The 16983-nt window shown below is 59.9% G+C and carries 13 protein-coding genes and 1 tRNA gene; 7 read left to right on the forward strand and 7 right to left on the reverse strand.

The genetic code is table 11. The features are described 5' to 3' along the window. Nucleotides 1-133 precede the first annotated feature (133 nt). Nucleotides 134-634, forward strand: coding sequence for an acyl-CoA-binding protein (locus tag BUB62_RS09340; protein WP_073109136.1), 501 nt, complete (start codon nt 134-136; stop codon nt 632-634). Nucleotides 635-810: 176 nt separating this feature from the next. On the opposite strand, the gene BUB62_RS09345 is transcribed toward BUB62_RS09340, so the two are convergent. Further along, nucleotides 811-2220 (reverse strand): FAD-binding oxidoreductase, encoded by a 1410-nt coding sequence (locus BUB62_RS09345; RefSeq protein WP_073109139.1) that lies wholly within the window; start codon nt 2218-2220, stop codon nt 811-813. Nucleotides 2221-2262: 42 nt separating this feature from the next. Between BUB62_RS09345 and BUB62_RS09350 the strand changes: the two genes are divergently transcribed. Together BUB62_RS09350 and BUB62_RS09355 are read left to right on the forward strand one after the other, a co-directional pair. Further along, complete coding sequence (locus BUB62_RS09350) at nt 2263-2925, forward strand: C40 family peptidase (protein ID WP_234988662.1); 663 nt, start codon at nt 2263-2265, stop codon at nt 2923-2925. A 160-nt stretch (nt 2926-3085) separates the two neighbouring features. Continuing rightward, on the forward strand, nt 3086-6523 hold the full coding sequence (locus tag BUB62_RS09355) for a TonB-dependent receptor (protein ID WP_073109141.1): 3438 nt from the start codon (nt 3086-3088) through the stop codon (nt 6521-6523). 477 nt (nt 6524-7000) lie between these two features. Here BUB62_RS09355 and BUB62_RS18980 read toward each other — a convergent pair whose 3' ends face one another. Further along, complete coding sequence (locus BUB62_RS18980) at nt 7001-7549, reverse strand: hypothetical protein (protein ID WP_143164095.1); 549 nt, start codon at nt 7547-7549, stop codon at nt 7001-7003. A gap of 224 nt (nt 7550-7773) precedes the next feature. Here BUB62_RS18980 and BUB62_RS09365 point away from each other — a divergent pair. Further along, nucleotides 7774-7847: transfer RNA gene (locus tag BUB62_RS09365), tRNA-Ala, on the forward strand. Between the two features lie 233 nt (nt 7848-8080). Here BUB62_RS09365 and cysK read toward each other — a convergent pair. After that, the gene (gene cysK / locus BUB62_RS09370) at nt 8081-9001 is read right to left on the reverse strand and encodes a cysteine synthase A (RefSeq protein ID WP_073109145.1); all 921 of its coding nucleotides are present in this window, start codon (nt 8999-9001) and stop codon (nt 8081-8083) included. A 127-nt stretch (nt 9002-9128) separates the two neighbouring features. Continuing rightward, nucleotides 9129-9956 (reverse strand): serine O-acetyltransferase, encoded by an 828-nt coding sequence (locus tag BUB62_RS09375; protein ID WP_073109148.1) that lies wholly within the window; start codon nt 9954-9956, stop codon nt 9129-9131. A 198-nt stretch (nt 9957-10154) separates the two neighbouring features. Here BUB62_RS09375 and BUB62_RS09380 point away from each other — a divergent pair, with 198 nt between their 5' ends. Then, the gene (locus BUB62_RS09380; protein ID WP_073109150.1) at nt 10155-10496 is read left to right on the forward strand and encodes a cupin domain-containing protein; all 342 of its coding nucleotides are present in this window, start codon (nt 10155-10157) and stop codon (nt 10494-10496) included. Nucleotides 10497-10576: 80 nt separating this feature from the next. On the opposite strand, the gene BUB62_RS19295 is transcribed toward BUB62_RS09380, so the two are convergent. The 3 genes from BUB62_RS19295 to BUB62_RS09395 all read right to left on the reverse strand — a co-directional run bounded on the left by BUB62_RS19295 (nt 10577) and on the right by BUB62_RS09395 (nt 14056). Next, a complete protein-coding gene (locus BUB62_RS19295) occupies nt 10577-12559 on the reverse strand; it encodes a peptidylprolyl isomerase (RefSeq protein WP_073109152.1) in 1983 nt (660 codons plus the stop codon). Between the two features lie 112 nt (nt 12560-12671). Continuing rightward, the gene (locus BUB62_RS09390; RefSeq protein ID WP_073109155.1) at nt 12672-13721 is read right to left on the reverse strand and encodes an MJ1255/VC2487 family glycosyltransferase; all 1050 of its coding nucleotides are present in this window, start codon (nt 13719-13721) and stop codon (nt 12672-12674) included. After that, nucleotides 13718-14056, reverse strand: coding sequence for a DUF7957 family protein (locus BUB62_RS09395; RefSeq protein ID WP_073109156.1), 339 nt, complete (start codon nt 14054-14056; stop codon nt 13718-13720). Before BUB62_RS09395 ends, BUB62_RS09390 begins: the two co-directional genes overlap by 4 nt. A gap of 235 nt (nt 14057-14291) precedes the next feature. Here BUB62_RS09395 and BUB62_RS09400 point away from each other — a divergent pair, with 235 nt between their 5' ends. Then, nucleotides 14292-15218 carry a hypothetical protein gene (locus tag BUB62_RS09400; RefSeq protein ID WP_073109159.1) on the forward strand — a complete coding sequence of 309 codons (927 nt, stop codon included), beginning with the start codon at nt 14292-14294 and terminating at the stop codon, nt 15216-15218. Between the two features lie 205 nt (nt 15219-15423). Beyond that, the gene (locus BUB62_RS09405) at nt 15424-16866 is read left to right on the forward strand and encodes an FAD binding domain-containing protein (protein WP_073109162.1); all 1443 of its coding nucleotides are present in this window, start codon (nt 15424-15426) and stop codon (nt 16864-16866) included. Nucleotides 16867-16983: the final 117 nt, after the last annotated feature.

Below are 16983 nucleotides of genomic sequence, written 5' to 3' on the forward strand. Positions count from 1 at the left end.
AGCGGGCAAAAGTACGAACTCTACGGACTATCGTCCCAAAAAAGTAGCGGGCCGCCCCCGCAACCAAAGCCGTGCCACGATAGTACACCCGAGGGAATCCCTTTCGTTTTTCACGTTTAATCAGCTTCCGACGATGGACCTTCAGCAGCAAATGGACTTACAGCAGCAATTTGAAATGGCCGTATCGCGCGTCGATGGCCTGCCCGGCGACAAGGCCGCCGCCCACATGACCGAACTTTACGGCCTTTATAAGCAAGCCACCGAAGGCGACCACGACACCAAAGGCGAAACCGTAGGCGACGACTCGCCCGACAACCCAAGCGGCACGCCCGGCATGTCGCAAGCGCAGTGGGACTCGTGGAGCAAGTTTAAAGGCGTGAGCGAAGAAGAGGCCAAGCGCCAGTACGTAGCCAAAGTAAGCGAGTTGGCTGGCCCGGTGGGCGAGCAGGCCAGCGTTATTACTGGTAACGGTCAGCCTGCTACCGGCAGCACCGCAAACCAGAATCCTGACACTAACACAACGACTTCGCAGCAGCCTAGCAGCGGCCCCGGCGTATCGCAGGGCGGTTTGCGCGGCGATATTACGGCCGGTACACCGTACGGTGGGGAGGATAAGCTGAAGGGAGAGCAATAACCACGGATTGGCGCGGATTCTCCGGATTTCACGGATTTTGTGGACGGCTCTCCAGACCAAAAAAGGCCACCCTGTTGGGTGGCCTTTTTGTATTCGCGTCTTATCGGGCTACTGAGCTGCTGTTAGCGCCGTCTACAAAATCCGTGAAATCCGAAGAATCCGCGTCAATCCGTGGTTTAGAAGATCTTGCCCGGATTCATAATTCCGTGCGGGTCGAACACTTGCTTAATGCCGCGCATCAGGTTCAGGTTGGCTTCTTTGAGGGCAATGCCGATATAACCCTTCTGCACCAGCCCGATGCCGTGCTCCCCGCTAATGGTGCCGCCCAGCTTCACGCACAGCTCAAAGATTTCTGCAATGGGCTGGCGCAGGCCCACGTTCCACATGTCGTCGTCAAGGTTGCCGCGGATGATGTTGACGTGCAGGTTGCCGTCGCCGGCGTGGCCGTAGCAGACGCTTTTGAAGCCGTAGCGCTGCCCGATTTCTTTTACGCCCTTTAACAAGGTGGGCAACTCGGCGCGAGGCACCACGGTGTCCTCCTCTTTATACACTGAATTGTAGCGCACGGAGTTGCCGATGTTGCGGCGGATTTTCCACAACTCGTCTTTCTGCGTGGCGTTGTCGGCCAGCAGGATTTCGTCCACATCGTACTTCTCCAACACACCATACACCTGCTCGGCCTCCTTATAAAGCTGATCCAGATCCTGGCCGTCGAGTTCGATGAGCAGGTGGGCTCGGATATCGGCGGGTAGCGTGAGCGGGATTTTCAGATAGTCGGAGGACCAGGCAATGGCTTCGCGCTCCATGAACTCCATGCCGGAAGGAATGATGCCGGCCCGGAACACGGCCGATACGGCTTCGGCGGCCTGTTCTTCCTGCCGAAAGGGCACCAGCATTAGAATATTGTGTTGCGGGTAGGGCAGCAGTCGGAAAACCACCTTCGTGATAATGCCCAGCGTGCCCTCGGAGCCCACCATGAGTTGGGTGAGGTTGTAGCCGGTGGAGTTTTTGAGCGTATTGGCGGCCGTCCAGATGATGTCGCCGGTGGGCAGCACCACTTGCAGGTTCAGTACGTAGTCGCGGGTGGTGCCGTATTTCACGGCTTTGGGGCCGCCGCTGCTGTGCGCCAAGTTGCCGCCCAGAAAGCAGCTGCCCTTGCTGGCCGGATCGGGCGGATAAAAAAGCCCCACTTCCTTCACCGCATTCTGAAACACCTCGTTGACAACCCCCGGCTCTACGGTGGCCTGCAGGTTGCGCTCGTCTATTTCGATAATCTTATTCAGACGCTCGGTGCTGAGCACCACGCCGTGGTGGACTGGCAAAGCCCCGCCGCTCAGGCCGGTGCCGGCCCCGCGGGGCGTGATGGGCAGGTGGTTTTCGTGACACAGACGCACAATACGGCTTATCTCGTCGGCGTTGGCTGGGCGCAGCACCACATCGGGAGCGAAGTGAAAATCTTCGGTATGGTCGCGGCCAAAGTCGGCGTAGGCGGTGGCCTCAGTGCGCTGGGCTGTGAGCACATGCTCGGGGCCTACAATGGCCTCGAAGGCAATGACCAGTTCGGGAGTCAGGGCTTGGAAATCCATATATAGCGGGTCAGAATGAACAGGGAACGTATCTTTGTGCCGATGCGGGAACACATAACGAAGGTACGGCATTCGGGGCAGTGGCGGCGTTGGCTGCCGCTGCTACTGCTGGGTATGCTGGTGTGGCTGGGCAGCTGCAACGGCTCTAAAAAGCTCAACCAGCGCAATGGCCGCTATTATTCGGCCCGCGACATAGCGCGCATGAAGGCGGCTGAGCGCCGCCGCGGCGGGGCCGGCAAAGCGAAGGCCAAAGCCAAAGTGCCCGCCGGCAAATCGAAAATCGTGGTGAAGCGCCGCTCCAGCCCGGCCACCATCCGGCAGGATCTGGCCACGGTCATTCAGACGGCCCGCTCCTTTCAGGGCACCCCTTACCGGTATGGCGGCACCACGCGCCTGGGCATGGATTGCTCGGGGCTGCTTTTCAACTCTTTCGCTGCCATCAACGTCCAGATTCCGCGCTCTTCCAACGAACAGGCCGTGTGGGGCACGCCCGTGAAGCCGCAGAATCTGCAGGCCGGGGATTTGGTATTTTTCGGGGCCTCGCCGGGTAGCAGTGCCATCACGCACGTGGGACTTGTGACGGAAGCCGGCCCCGAAAGCGTGCAGTTCATCCACTCTTCCAGCTCGTTGGGAGTAGTGGAAAATAGTCTGGAAAGTGATTATTACTTAAGCCGCTTTATCAAGGCGGTACGGCCCCTATTGTGAATTTACCTACTACCTTTGGGGGGTAGAAAGCGGCATGGCACGCCTCATCCTAAGGGCTGCCGTCAATAGTAACGATTCGGTAATGAGCGTCCCCGAACTCGTCCTTAATTTCGCGGCGCTTAAAGCAGAGCACCCTCTTTTCTCACCATTTTTCCCACTTATGAAACACTTACGTTTACGCCATTTCTTGCTACTGGTGCTGACGCTGCTGTCGGCGCAGGTAGCATGGAGCCAGGTAACCACATCAGCCATGAACGGTATCATCACCGACAAGGCTGGTGCCGGGCTGCCGGGGGCTACGGTAATTGCCGTGCATACCCCGACGAACACGCAGTATGTGGCACCTACCAATTCGGAAGGCCGTTTCAACATCCAGAACATGCGCGTAGGTGGTCCTTACACCGTGCGCATTACATTCATTGGCTACAAGGATGCTGCCCGCGAAGGCATTTTCCTGACGCTGGGGCAGAATCTGCGGCTGGATATCAACCTGAGTGAGGCTACTACGGAACTGTCGGGGGTAACCATCTCGGGCCGGCGCGACCCAGTTATCAACTCCGACCGGACGGGTGCTGCTACTAACATTCAGCGCGAGCAGATTGAGCGTTTGCCCACGCTGAGCCGCTCGTTCAACGACTTCACCCGTCTCACGCCCCAGAGCAACGGCGGTCAGAGCTTCGGGGGCCGCAACGGCAACTTCAACAACGTAACTATCGACGGGGCGGTGTTCAACAACTCGTTCGGTCTGTCGTCTACCATTGGCGGTCAAGCCAACTCGCAGCCGATTTCGCTGGATGCTATCCAGGAAATTCAGGTAAACTTGGCTCCTTACGATGTGCGCCAAGGCGCTTTCACCGGTGCGGGCATCAACGCCATTACGCGCTCCGGCACCAACAAATTCTCGGGTTCGGCTTATGCTTTCCGTCGCAACAACGACTTGGTAGGCAGCAAAGTGCGCGACCTGGATCAGAAGTTTCAGGATTTCAGCCTGTGGCAAATCGGTGGCCGCTTGGGTGGCCCGATCATTAAAGACAAGCTCTTCTTCTTTGTGAGCCTAGAGGGTGAGCGGCGCGACGATCCGCCGGCCGGCACCGGCGGAACGGTATTCGTGGCCAACCGCCCCGGCGAAACCCCAGCCCCCGGTGCTGGCTCCAACACGTCGGCCGCTGGTGCCGCCCAGCTCACGCAGCTGTCCGACTTTCTGCGTACCAACTACAACTACGAAACTGGTCCTTTCGAAGGCTACCAGCTAAAAACCTTCAGCAACAAGCTTTCGGGTAAGCTGGACTGGAACATCAACCAGAAAAACACCTTCAACCTGAAGTATTCGTACTTCCGCTCTTACCGCGACGTACCGCCAAGCACCTCGGGTGCCCCAGCCAACGGCCGTGGCCCGACAAATACCAACCTGCCTTTCCTGGCTGCTTACTACCGCATCAACAACAACCTGGATTCGTACATCGGCGAGCTGAACTCGTCCATCACCAGCAGCTTGTCGAACAGCCTGCAGGTGGGCTACACCCGGGGTCGCGACTTCCGCGAGAGCAGCGGCGGTATTTTCCCGCTGGTTGATATTGAAAACGGCGCCGGTCAGGCTTTCACGTCGTTCGGCTACGAGCCTTTCTCGGCCAACAACGTTCTGAACACCGACACGTGGCAGTTTTCCGACAACCTGACGTATGGCGTAGGTAAGCACGTAATAACGCTGGGTACTTACAACGAATTCTACAAGTTCCGCAACGGTTTCGCCCCGAACTACTACGGCCGCTACCGCTATGCTTCGCTGGCCGACTTCTACCGCGGGGCTGGGGCCGATTACAACCCCAACACCGGCGCTCTTACGCCGAATGCCTTCGCTCCCGATGGTCGCGCGGCTTCTACCTATCAGGTGCAGTACTCGCTGCGTGATGGTAAGCCTGTCACCGATTTCAACTTCGCTGATATCAAGGCTTACCAGCTGGGCTTCTATGCGCAGGACGAATTCAACGTGCTGACGAACCTGAAGCTGACCGGCGGCGTGCGCGTGGATGTGCCGGTGGTGAATACCGACATTGCCCGCAACACAACGGTTGCTGAGCAGACGTTCCGTGGCGGCGAGAAGATCTTCACGGATCAGCTGCAGAAAAGCCAGCTGCTGTGGTCGCCGCGGGTGGGCTTCAACTGGGACGTGAACAACGACCAGAAGACGCAGCTGCGCGGTGGTACGGGTGTCTTCACGGGTCGTGTGCCTTACGTGTGGATTTCCAACCAGGCTTCCAACAACGGTGTATTGTTCGGTGGCTACACCGTGCAGCCTTCTTCCGATGTTGCGGCTACCAACCCGGCGTTGGGTGTTCCAATTCCTTTCACTTCCAATGTTGATGCCTACCGCAACGTACCAGCTGGCCTGCCAGTAGGTGGCAGCTACGACATTGCCGTAACGGAGCGTGATTTCAAATTCCCGCAGGTATGGCGCACCAACCTGGCGCTCGACCAGCGTCTGCCCGGTGATGTGGTGCTGACTCTGGAAGGTATCTACACGAAGGACATCAACGCGGTATACCACGTAAACGCCAACCTGCCGGAGTCGCAGCTGCGCTTGAGTGGAGCCGATAACCGCCTCATCTACCGCAGCCCTACCTCGCTGACTACGCGCCTGGCCCAGATCAACTCGAACGTGGCTACCGGTGGTGCCATTGTGATGAAGAATACCAACAAAGGCTACTCGTACACGCTGACTACTCAGCTGCAGAAGACCTTCGCCAGCGGTATTTCGGCCAGCCTGGCCTACAACTATGCCGATGCCCGCTCAGTAAACGACGGCGGCTCGATTGCCAACTCCATCTGGCGTGACCGGCAGATCAGCGCTGACCCCAACGAGGAGATTCTCAGCTACTCCAACTTCCTGCAGCAGCACCGCATAATCGGCTCGTTCTCGTACCGTAAGGAGTATCTGAACCACCTGGGCACTACCGTTTCGGCCTTCTTCGATGCGGGTCCCGGCTTCCGCTACTCGTATACCTACAACAACGACCTGAACGGCGACTTCAACAATACCAACGACCTGCTCTTCGTGCCCCGCACCCAGGCCGACATTATACTGCGCGACCGGACGTATCTGGCTGGCACGCCGCAGCAAGTGGTATACACCGCCGCCCAGCAGTGGGCTGACCTAGATGCCTACATCAGCCAGGACAAGTACCTGAGCAAGCGTCGGGGTGAGTACGCAGAGCGCAACGGGGCCGTAACGCCTTGGGCTGCTTTCGTAGATGCCCGTCTGTTGCAGGATATCTTCACTGACCTGGGTGAAAATCGCAACACCTTGCAGTTCAGCGTCGATGTCTTCAACATCGGCAACCTGCTCAACAAAAACTGGGGTGTTTCGCAGGCTCCTAACCGGCAGGCACTGCTAGCCGCCACGGGGCAGAACTTCACTTTCGCTGCCGATGGCCGCCCGGAGTTCAACTACAACTACCTCACCGATCCGCAGCGCGTGGTAAACTCCGACGGCACGGTAACGGTAACGCCGGGGGTACCGCTGACGGCCACCGACCGCTACAACACGGGAGAAGGCTCACGCTGGCGCATCCAGCTTGGCCTGCGTTACTTGTTCAACTAGAGCAGCCGAGCGGAATTATCGAAAAGGGTGCGGGAGGTTTCTCCTGCACCCTTTTTTATTGAAAAGCCTTTCTATCAGATGCCTTGCATCCTGGCTCGCCCACCCGGTAGGCCGGGTAAGGGCGCAACGGATTCATGGCCAGCGCATCCGTCAGTCCGACGACGCTTTCTACCCGTCGCGCTGGTCATCGTTGGGGTAATTCATCAGAGCCAATGATGGTAACAGCTTGCCGCAACCGGCCCTCTTATTGGAAAGCGCTGACGCATCAGAGTACTTGCTGCCTTGTTCAAACTCAGATGCTGCACCACAAGCCCGGGAATCAATAGAATATCGGTAGCACTTCTAAAGCACCACCCGGAAGTCTATCGGGCAGTATCACACGGTTAGCTAACCCCGGATTTTGCACAAACAAAAACGCCGGCCTACTTCTGTAGGCCGGCGTTTTGCGAATAAGAAAAGCTACGTGGCAGCGGTAGTCTAGAAGGAATAGCCGCCGATGTTTGTGCTGAAAGTGGAAACGAATGGGCCGCCGTTGGCGGGCGTAAATGTGCGGGCGAAGTTGGTGCCCTGAAACGTGAACGTAGCCCGCTGCGTGCCATTTACCAACAGCGATGCAGACATGCGCTGCGACAAAGCACCTGACCGGCGGCCCGGCCGGTTGCTGCTGCTGAACACCATACGCAGACCCAACGGACTAGCAACGCCATCGGTCACGGTTACAGGAGCGGTGATGAGTGTGATAGGTTGGGGCGACGAAAAGTCGGTAATGGTTCTGAGCAACGTGCCGGTTACGTTTGGAGTAGTGGTTGAACCGTCTTCGTTCGTCGTGACCGGATACGTGTAAATCTCCAGTTTAGGATTCACCAACGCCGTGTCGGTAGCCGCAGTTGGCTTGGCCGAAAGGCTGTACGTAAGCGTCGCCGTCTGCACCGTACGAGTGGCCCGCACGGGAGCAGGATCCGTATTGATTTCTGAGCATGAGGCAAGTGCCAAGCCGACCAGTAAAGTGAGGAACGTGTGTTTCATGTTGAGAGGAAGAATGGTGGTTCAAATATAAGGGGTTAATTCATTTTATCCCGAGCAGGTCCTTACCAACAGCCATTCCGTAACGAAAAGTTAATCTGCCTCGATATTTTTTTGGGTTAGCTATGAAGGGGTTATGAAAAATTTCACGCTGGGGCTTGCCAAAACGAAATCGCGCCGTACTTTTGTCAAACCAAACGCAACCGGCGGATGGTACTACACCAAACGGGGGATTAGCTCAGCTGGCTAGAGCGCTTGCATGGCATGCAAGAGGTCATCGGTTCGACTCCGATATTCTCCACTCCCGTTTCAAAAAGCCTGACCCACCGGTCAGGCTTTTTTTTGGACCACGGATTAGCGCGGATTTTTCGGATTTCACGGATTTTGTGGACGGCGCAACCTTTTTCTAACAGAGTCCGGAAGCAAGAAAGGCCACCCATCTGGGTGGCCTTTCTTGTTAATTGCTGACTGAACAGAAATTCACGCCGTCCACAAAATCCGTGAAATCCAAAAAATCCGGACGAATCCATGGTTTTAGACGAACAGGCCTTCTACCGATAGGTATCGTTCGCCGGTGTCGTAGCAGAAGGTGAGCACACGGCTGCCCTGGGGCATTTCGGGCAGCTTTTTGGCGATGGCAGCCAGCGAAGCCCCCGACGACACGCCCACGAACATACCTTCCTCGCGGGCAGCGCGGCGGGCCATATCGAAGGCTTCCTGCTGGCTGATGTGGATGGTGCCATCCAGGATGTTGGTGTGCAGGTTGACGGGAATAAAGCCCGCGCCGATGCCCTGAATGGGGTGCGGTCCGGGCGCGCCGCCGCTGATGACGGGCGACAGCTCGGGCTCCACGGCAAAGGTTTTCATGGCCGGAAAATGCGGCTTGAGCACTTCCGTCACGGCCGTGATATGGCCGCCGGTGCCCACGCCGGTAATGTGAAAATCGAAGCCCCCGGGCGCGTCGCGCAGGATTTCCTGGGCGGTGGTTTCGGCATGAATGCGGATGTTGGCGGGATTCTCGAACTGCATGGGCAGCCAAGCGCCGGGCGTATCGCGCACTATTTCGTGGGCTTTTTCAATGGCACCCTTCATGCCTTTTTCGCGGGGCGTTAGCTCCAGGTTGGCCCCGTAGGCAGCCATCAGGCGGCGGCGCTCAATCGACATGGATTCGGGCATAACCAGCGTGAGCTTGTAGCCTTTCACGGCGGCCACCATCGCCAGGCCCACGCCGGTGTTGCCGGAGGTGGGCTCCACAATCAGGCTGTCGGGCGTTAGCAAGCCGTCTTTTTCGGCCTGCTCAATCATGGCCAGGGCAATGCGGTCTTTGATGCTGCCGCCGGGGTTGGCGCGCTCCATCTTCACCCATACTTCCACGTCGGGGCGTTGGGCAAAGAGGCGGTTGATACGTAGCAGCGGCGTGTTGCCAATGGTATCGAGGATGGTGTTGGCTTTCATAATGGTGAATTAGTGACTTAGTGAATTGGTGAGTTTTTGAGTTAGGAAGTTTTACGTGCGACTTACGCAGGTGGCGCGGGCCGAACATCACACTCACCAACTCGCTAATTCACTAACTCACCATTTGTCAAATGGAAAAGGCAAAGTCGGCGGTGGGGTCTTCGGTGCGGGTTACGTGGATCTGGGCGCGGTGGTAGACGCGGGAATGGGACGGCACGCTTTCGGTGAGCCAGACATTTCCCCCGATGATGCTGTGGCTGCCTACCACCGTGCTGCCGCCCAGGATGGTGGCTCCGGCATAAATGACCACGTGGTCTTCGATGGTGGGGTGGCGCTTCTGGTTGGCCAAGTGCTTGGCCACGCTCAGCGCCCCCAGCGTGACGCCCTGAAAAATCTGCACGTAGGCCCCGATGATGGCCGTTTCGCCGATGACGAGGCCCGTGCCGTGGTCGATGCAGAACGAGGGGCCGATACGGGCACCAGGGTGAATGTCGATGCCGGTACGGGTGTGAGCGTATTCGCTGAGCAGGCGGGGCACGCGCGGCACCTGCTGCTGCCCCAGCGCGTGCGCCAGCCGGTGCAGGGCAATGGCGTAGAAACCCGGATACGTGCTGATGACTTCCGTGAGGCCCTGCGCGGCCGGGTCGGCGGCCACGATGGCGGCGGCATCCTGCAGCAGAGCTTCGCGCAGCCGCGGCAGGCGCTCCAGGCAGGTAGCGGCCACGGCATCGGCTTGCGGCGGCGGCAGCACAGCGCGGAGTAAGCTGGCAAATTCGGCCTGCCAGGCGCTTAGCTGGGCCTCTATTTCGGGAGCGCTGGTCAGCGGCCGGGTGCTGCGCTCCGGGAAAAGTAGTGCCAGCAGCTGATCGGCGAGCTGGCAGAAGGCCGGGGCCGGCAGCGGGGCTGGGGCCTGCTGGTGGGCCTGGGCCAGGGCCTGAATGAAAGCAGCTTGCATGAAACTGGGGGTCAGAGAAACTGCGGGCAATGCCTCGCCTTGCGCCGGCAAGATAGCAGTGGCACAGTATTCAGCAACCCGTCGCCGGCCCGAAGGTTTGGATGGCGCCCAAGCACAACCGGCCGGCGCTGCCTTGCGTTAGGAAGTCAGAACTCAGTACGACACCGCTCCTTTTTCCACTTCCAAATTACCTTTCCAATGGCCGATACCACCATCACCAAAGTAGATTCCAAACATTCGCCCAAGGGTAAAGACGGCGAAAAATACCTGGCCTCCGGCATTCATGTGGCCATGCGCCTGTGGGAAAACGAGCAGCCTGGCGAAGCCAAACCGGCCGTTACCCGGCCTTATGAAACCGTGGGCTACGTGCTCAGCGGCCGGGCCGAGTTTCACAGCGAAGGCCAGATGGTGTTGCTCGAAGCCGGCAACTCGTGGGTGGTGCCGAAGAACGCCTCGCACACCTACAAGATTCTGGAAGCCTTCAGCGCCGTGGAAGCCACCTCGCCCCCCGCGCAGGTACATGGCCGCGAAGACGCGTAAGGCGTAAGCTATGAAACGTGAAAAGGTCAGCTCTCATCGGAGAGTTGACCTTTTTCATTTATCGGACCAGCAGGCGGCTATTACCGCACCAACTCAATCCGCTCAATTCGGTCGCCGATTTCGAGGCGACTCACTACGTCCATCCCGCTGACGACCTGGGCGAAAATGGTGTAGCGGCCGTCGAGGTGGGGCGTGGGGGCGTGGGTGATGAACCACTGGCAGCTTTCAGTGTCTTTGCCGGCCGAAGCCAGGCCCACGGCTCCCGCGCCGTAGTGCAGATCAGCGAATTCGGAGCGCAGATTGTAGTCGGAGCTGCCCCAACCGTCGCCGCGGGGACAGCCGCCCTGGGCCACGAAGTTGGGCACCACGCGGTGGAAATTCTTGCCATTATAGAAGCCCTGGCGCACCAGCTGCACGAAGCTGACCACCGAGCCGGGCGCTTCTTCCACCAGCAGCCGGAAGGTGATATCGCCCTTACCGGTGTGCACAATGGCGCGCTGCCCGGCCGGAATGCCCTGCACCACGCCCCAGTCTATGGGGTGCGTGGCGGCTTTGGCCACCGGCAGCGGCACGGCCGGAATATTCTCCATAAAATCAATGGTTTGCTGCAGCGACTGCCACGCTTCCAGGTCGCGGGGCAGCAGGAGCTTGTCGCGGGCCTGGCGCAGAAACACGGTGTTGGCAAACAGGCGGCGCATATCCAGCTTGGGGTTGCGCAGGGCTTCGGCGGCCGTGCCCATCAGCGCCACGTCGCCGGTGCCGATGGCGCGCTGGAGCAGCAGGGCAAAGGCCGGCTGCAGCTCCGCTGGAAACGCCGGATGGCTGCGCATGGACACCAGCGCCTCTATGCCATATGTGCCAATGACGACGGGCTGCCCGGCCAGAAACGTGGCCTGGGAAACGAAGTCGTAAGCGGCCGGATCTTCGCCCAGCGCTTTTAGCAGATAGCCTTTTTCATACGGGTCGGCGGCGGCTAAGTACCGCTGCTGCACGGCCGTGCGGATGGCGGCCTGCTGCTCGCCGCCCTGCCGGAGGGCGGCGGCCAGCAGCGTGGCCCGCACCCGCCAGGGCGTGAGCTTATTGGCTTTTTCCAGCAGCCCCGCGCCCGGCTCGCCCTTGGCATGGGCCAGAAAAAACTCGGCGGCCGTGAGGGCCACCTGCTCGTGGGCATCGGTGAGGGCCTCCCAGGCGGCTTCTTTCAGCGGCGCATACTGGGCCGCCGACACGGCCCGCAGCGCACTGAGCCGCACCCGGTAGTCGGGGTCGCGGCGGATGAGAGTGACCAACGTGGCGGGCACGGTGGCGGCCTGCGCGGCCTTGCTCAGGGAAGCAGCCGCGGCACTGCGCACCTCGTAGCGGGTATCGGTCTGGGCAGCGGTGCCGATGGCGGCGGCGTAGGGCGTCAGGTTGAGGCCGCGGGTGCGGGCCAGCGCATTGGCGGCGGCCAAGCGGGCACTATACGGATTGCTTTTGCCCAGCAGCTGCACCACGCGGGCCACGGCGGCCTCGGAGGTGAGGCCGCGCAGCCCGGCGCGGTACAGGCCCCAGGCCTGCCCGGCCACCGCGGCGGTATCGGTGGCCAGGGCGGCGGGCAGCTTGGTGAGCGTGCTCAGGCCGGCGCGGGAGGTGCATTTGCCCAGCGCTTCCAGCACGTAGCGGCGGGTAGTAGCATCGGCTTCGATGCTGATGCGCTGACGCAGGGCGTTTTCGGCGGTCGAGTCGGTGGTTTGGCCGAGGGCATAGGCGGCGGCCCGGCGCACCAGTATGTCGGCGTCGGCGAGACGGGCGCTGAGGGCGGCGGTAGCGGCTTTGTCCTGCACCGAGGCGAAGGCCAGGGCGGCTTCGCGGCGGTAGCCAGCCTCGGGGCGCTCCAGAAAGGGCAGCAGCGCGGCGGTGGCGCGCTCATCCTGGGCCGTGGCAATCTGGCGCAGCGTAGCGTCAGCAAACTTATTGGTTGAGGCCAGGGTGCTGGCGGTGGGCCGCGAGGCGCAGGAAACAACGACGGAACTCAGGCAGCCTGCGGCGGCGGCAACGGCAAAACGGCGGAAGGCGAGTTGGCTCATGGGTGAGCCAAGATAGGAAGTTGCCAGTATTCAGTCGTTAGTTGACAGTTGCTAGTTGTTAGTTGTCAGTTCGTTCAGGGGCAATTCAACACTGACAACTAGCAACTGTCAACTAACAAATGAGCAGCTTGTCCAGCTGGGCGAATAGCTCGTCGTTGCCTTGCTGGGTATAGGTACTAAGGGCTTTTTCGAAGCCGCTCAGGTCGTAGAGGAAGGCTTTGAGGTTGTCGGCGGTGAGGGCCTCGAAATGGCGGCCGTAGCCTAGCTTCTCCACTTCGGCGGCGTTGAGGAATTGCTCGAACTGGGCCGGAATCGGGATGGCACAGATGGGCTTGTGCAGGTACACGGCTTCGCTGATGAGGGAAAAGCCGCCGTTCGTAACCACGGCGCGGGCGCTGGCCAGGTCGTCAATGAAGCCCTGCTCGCTGAAAGTCCGCAACTGCACGTTGCCGTGGCTTTCTTCCTTATTAAAGCCATACACCCGGAATTCCTGCCCCGGCAGGCTTTGCAGCATCGGCACCAGGTCCTTCTGGTTGGTAGCCGATTGGTACACCAGCACATGCCCGCCAGTAGTGGGCCTGGCGGCCAGAATTTCGGGCCGGATGATGGGCGGCACCAGCGTTGTAGCGGGCCGGGTGACGGGCAGCGCAAAGAAGGTGCTAATAAGATAATGGCGGCTGCGCGGCAGCTTGGCCCGCACAATCTGGCGGGCCAGATTCAGGTTGCCCCGCTCCTGCCGCGGCACTGCCACATCCAGCGCCGTGCGGCTGATAATCTGCATGTTATCGATGCTAACAACGGGCAGCCGGCGCCATTTGGCAAACAGGTAGCTGAACGACTCGAAGTCGGAAATGACCAGTTCGGGAGTGAAGTCGCAGAGCAGCTCGCGGTACTTGGCGAAGTTGACGCGCAGGTTCTCGGGGGCCGTGCGTAGCGTGAGGGCCGCCGTGCGCGATTTCGACACGGTGAGGTTTTTATAGGCCAGATGGAAGCCCCGAATTTCGTGCACGCGGCCCGGAAAGTTGGCCGCCAGCATCTGATAGGCGCGGGCGCTGCTCACCACGCATACATGGTGGCCCTGGCTCAGCAAATGCCCGATAACGACTTTGCTGCGCGTCGCGTGGCCCAGCCCTTCGCCGGGCACGCCATACAGAATGTTCATTTGGTCCAGACTTTTTGGAGAATATGGCCGTTGGCCGGGTCCAGCTGCACGGCCCAGCCCAGCCAGTTGCTGGCCCACAGCTGCCCCTCGGTTTCGCGCACACTCATATACGGGTTATCTACGGCCCCGGAAACCGAGGGCAGCACCTGCGCCTTCCACAGCAGCTCGCCAGCGGGCGAAATGGCCGTCACGTTGTCGTTATACAGAATACCCAGGGGCGATACTTCCACCAGCAGATACATTTCGGCCAGCTCCAGCAGCTGGGTAATATGGTAGCGGGTCTGATAGAAGACACTTCCATCGACAAGTACCTTGTTTCGTTCGCTGCTGATCATGAGGGGAGTACTAAGCGCAATGCTGATGCAAGTAACGGAAAAGACGCAAGACGAGGCCGGGTATTAGCACAACCGTAGCTGCTTTCCGGTGCCGCGGCGGGCGGCGCCGACCAGCGCCCGTTTTGCGGCCGCGCCGGCAGCTTCTACGGCCGGGCACCGTACTTTCGGCCTGATTTTAGTGTTTGGGCCGCGCACTCCGGCTCTTCTATTCCTGGCTTCTTTCCGCTTTTCTCCCATGAAACGGCTCCCTTCTTTTTCTTCCGCTTCCGTACTGGCCGCCGTGGCTACGCTGTTCACTACCAGCTGCATGGCCCCGCGCGCCATCACCAGCTCGGGCAAAGTCACGCCGCGGGGCGAGTTTCGGGTGGGCGGCAATCAGGCCTTTAATATCCCGACGGAAACCATCGGCAAAACCGGTGCGGCGGTGAAGGAAGCCGCCTCGCAGCTCAGCAGCCAGGACAAAGTGCAGTACAGCGAACTGGTGGACAAGCTCCAGGTGGCCGCGCTGGCCTACGTTATCGACCCGGTGCAGCCCGCCGCCGACCTGTACGTGCGCTACGGCGCTTTGCCGCGCCTCGACGTGGGCTACAAGTACGCCTTCGGCTCCCACGTTTTCGATGCCATGTACCAATTTATGGGCACTACCGGCACGCCCGAAAGCCCCGGCGGGGCCGCTGGCAGCCTGTACGGTAGCATCGGGCTGCAGTTTGCTACCCAAAGAGCCAAGCTGCCGAGCATCCCCTACCTGGATGATATTGATGGGCTGCTGCGCTTTCGCGCCAACCGCCAGGACGTGCTGGTGCCGGTGGTATTCAGCCGCTCCTTTGGGCAGGAAGAGGAAGTCGGGGCCATTTCCTTCGGCGCGGTGTATACCCACACGTTCTTGCGCTACGGCTTTGACCCGCGCAATATTTATAAATCCGGTTCCAATACGGAGCTGTTGCCCACGCTGCCCGAGCAGAAGCGCGACTTTTCCTCATACGGGGCCTTTGCCAACGTCAAGATTGGCTACCGCTACGCCTACGTTATTCCAGCGTTTGCTATGTATTATCAAAACTACGGCACGTATCAGCTGCTCAACAACCAGACAGCCAAGCTGAAAGGCTTCACATTTATTCCATCCATCGGCCTGCAGTTCCGCATTCCCAACCTCAAGAAATAAGCAGGTTTTGCCCGCTCGTTCCGGCCCGGCTGTCCGCTCAAGGATGGCCGGGCTTTTTGTGGGCGTTGGTCGATGAAATAGCAGGGCAAAACAGCTATACGAGCTGAATTTGCCCATAAATCAATGCCCAGTCAGAGGTAGCGGCGCAAGGCAATGTTACTTTTTTGTTAACTTGAACGCCCTGCTTTGAAATTCCACCCGCCGCATGCTTCACTTTTACCTCAACAACCAACGCATCCGTACTGACCAGCCGGCCGGCAGCACCCTGCTTGACTTCGTGCGCTACAACCAGCACCTGACCGGCACCAAAATCGGTTGCCGCGAGGGCGACTGCGGGGCCTGCACCGTGCTGGTCGGCGAGCTGCAGCCCGATGGCCAGGGTATTCGCTACCAGTCCATGACTTCCTGCCTCACGCCGCTGGGCAATGCCCACGGCAAGCACATCGTGACGGTGGAAGGCATTAATGCCGCCGCGGGCACGCTCACGCCGGTGCAGCAGGCCATTGTGCAGGAAGGCGGCTCGCAGTGCGGCTTCTGCACCGTAGGCTTCGTAATGTCGCTCACGGGGCACGCGCTGAGCCACAAGCCGGCCACGTCGGAAAGCGGCCTGGCCGCCATTGATGGCAATATCTGTCGCTGCACGGGCTACAAATCGTTGGAGCGGGCCACGGCGCTGCTCACGGATCAGCTGGCCGCCCGCCCCGCCGAAAACGTGGTGAGCTGGCTCAGCGAGCAGCAGTTTGTGCCCGCTTATTTCAAGGATATTCCGACCAGGCTCCAAGCGTTACAAACCGAGTTGCAGGCCGAGAACGAAGCCAACAACCAGAAACCAGAAGCCCGAAACCAAATTCTGGGCGGCGGCACCGACCTGCTGGTGCAGCGCCCGGAACACATCCGCGCTGTGCCGGTGCAGCTGGTGTACGACCAGGCCCACCTGCGCGGCATCCGCCAGGAAGCCGACGGCCGCGTGGTGCTGGGCGCCGCTGCCACCGCCGAAAACCTGCGCGACTCACCACTCATGCAGCAGCTGTTTCCGCGCCTGCCGGACTACCTGAAGCTGGTATCGAGCACGCCGATCCGCAACATGGGCACCGTGGCCGGCAACTTCGTCAACGCTTCCCCTATCGGCGATTTGACCATTTTCTTCCTGGCCCTCGATGCTAGCATCACGCTGGAAACGGCGGCGAAGCAGCGCCGCGAATTGCCATTGCGCGAGCTGTACCGGGGCTACAAAACCCTCACCAAGGAAGCCGACGAGCAGCTGGTGGAAATCACCTTTCCGGCTCCCGCGTCGACCGATTTTTTCAATTTTGAGAAAGTCAGCAAGCGCACCCACCTGGATATTGCCAGCGTGAACTCGGCCGCCTGGGTGCGGGCTGAGAATGGCTTTGTCCAGGAAGCCCGACTCTCAGCGGGCGGTGTGGGGCCCATTCCGCTATTCCTGACCAACACCTCGGCTTTTCTGGCCGGCAAGGAAATCAGCGCCGAAACGTTGGCGGCGGCCAATGCCGTGATGCAGACGGAAATCAGCCCGATCAGTGATGCCCGAGGCACGGCGGAGTACAAGCGGCTGCTGTTGCGGCAGCTGCTGTTCGCGCATTTTCTGCGGTTTTTCCCCGAGCGAATTGCGCTGCGGGAGCTGGTGTAGTTTTTTCGTCGTCGGTCATTTGCCGTCTGTCATCCTGAGCTTGCGAAGGACCTTATCACAATAGAACGACCTGCTTAATAACGACTCGTTCTCATCCCATAAGGTCCTTCGCAGGCT

The organism is Hymenobacter daecheongensis DSM 21074, assembly GCF_900141805.1.
GTDB lineage: Bacteria > Bacteroidota > Bacteroidia > Cytophagales > Hymenobacteraceae > Hymenobacter > Hymenobacter daecheongensis.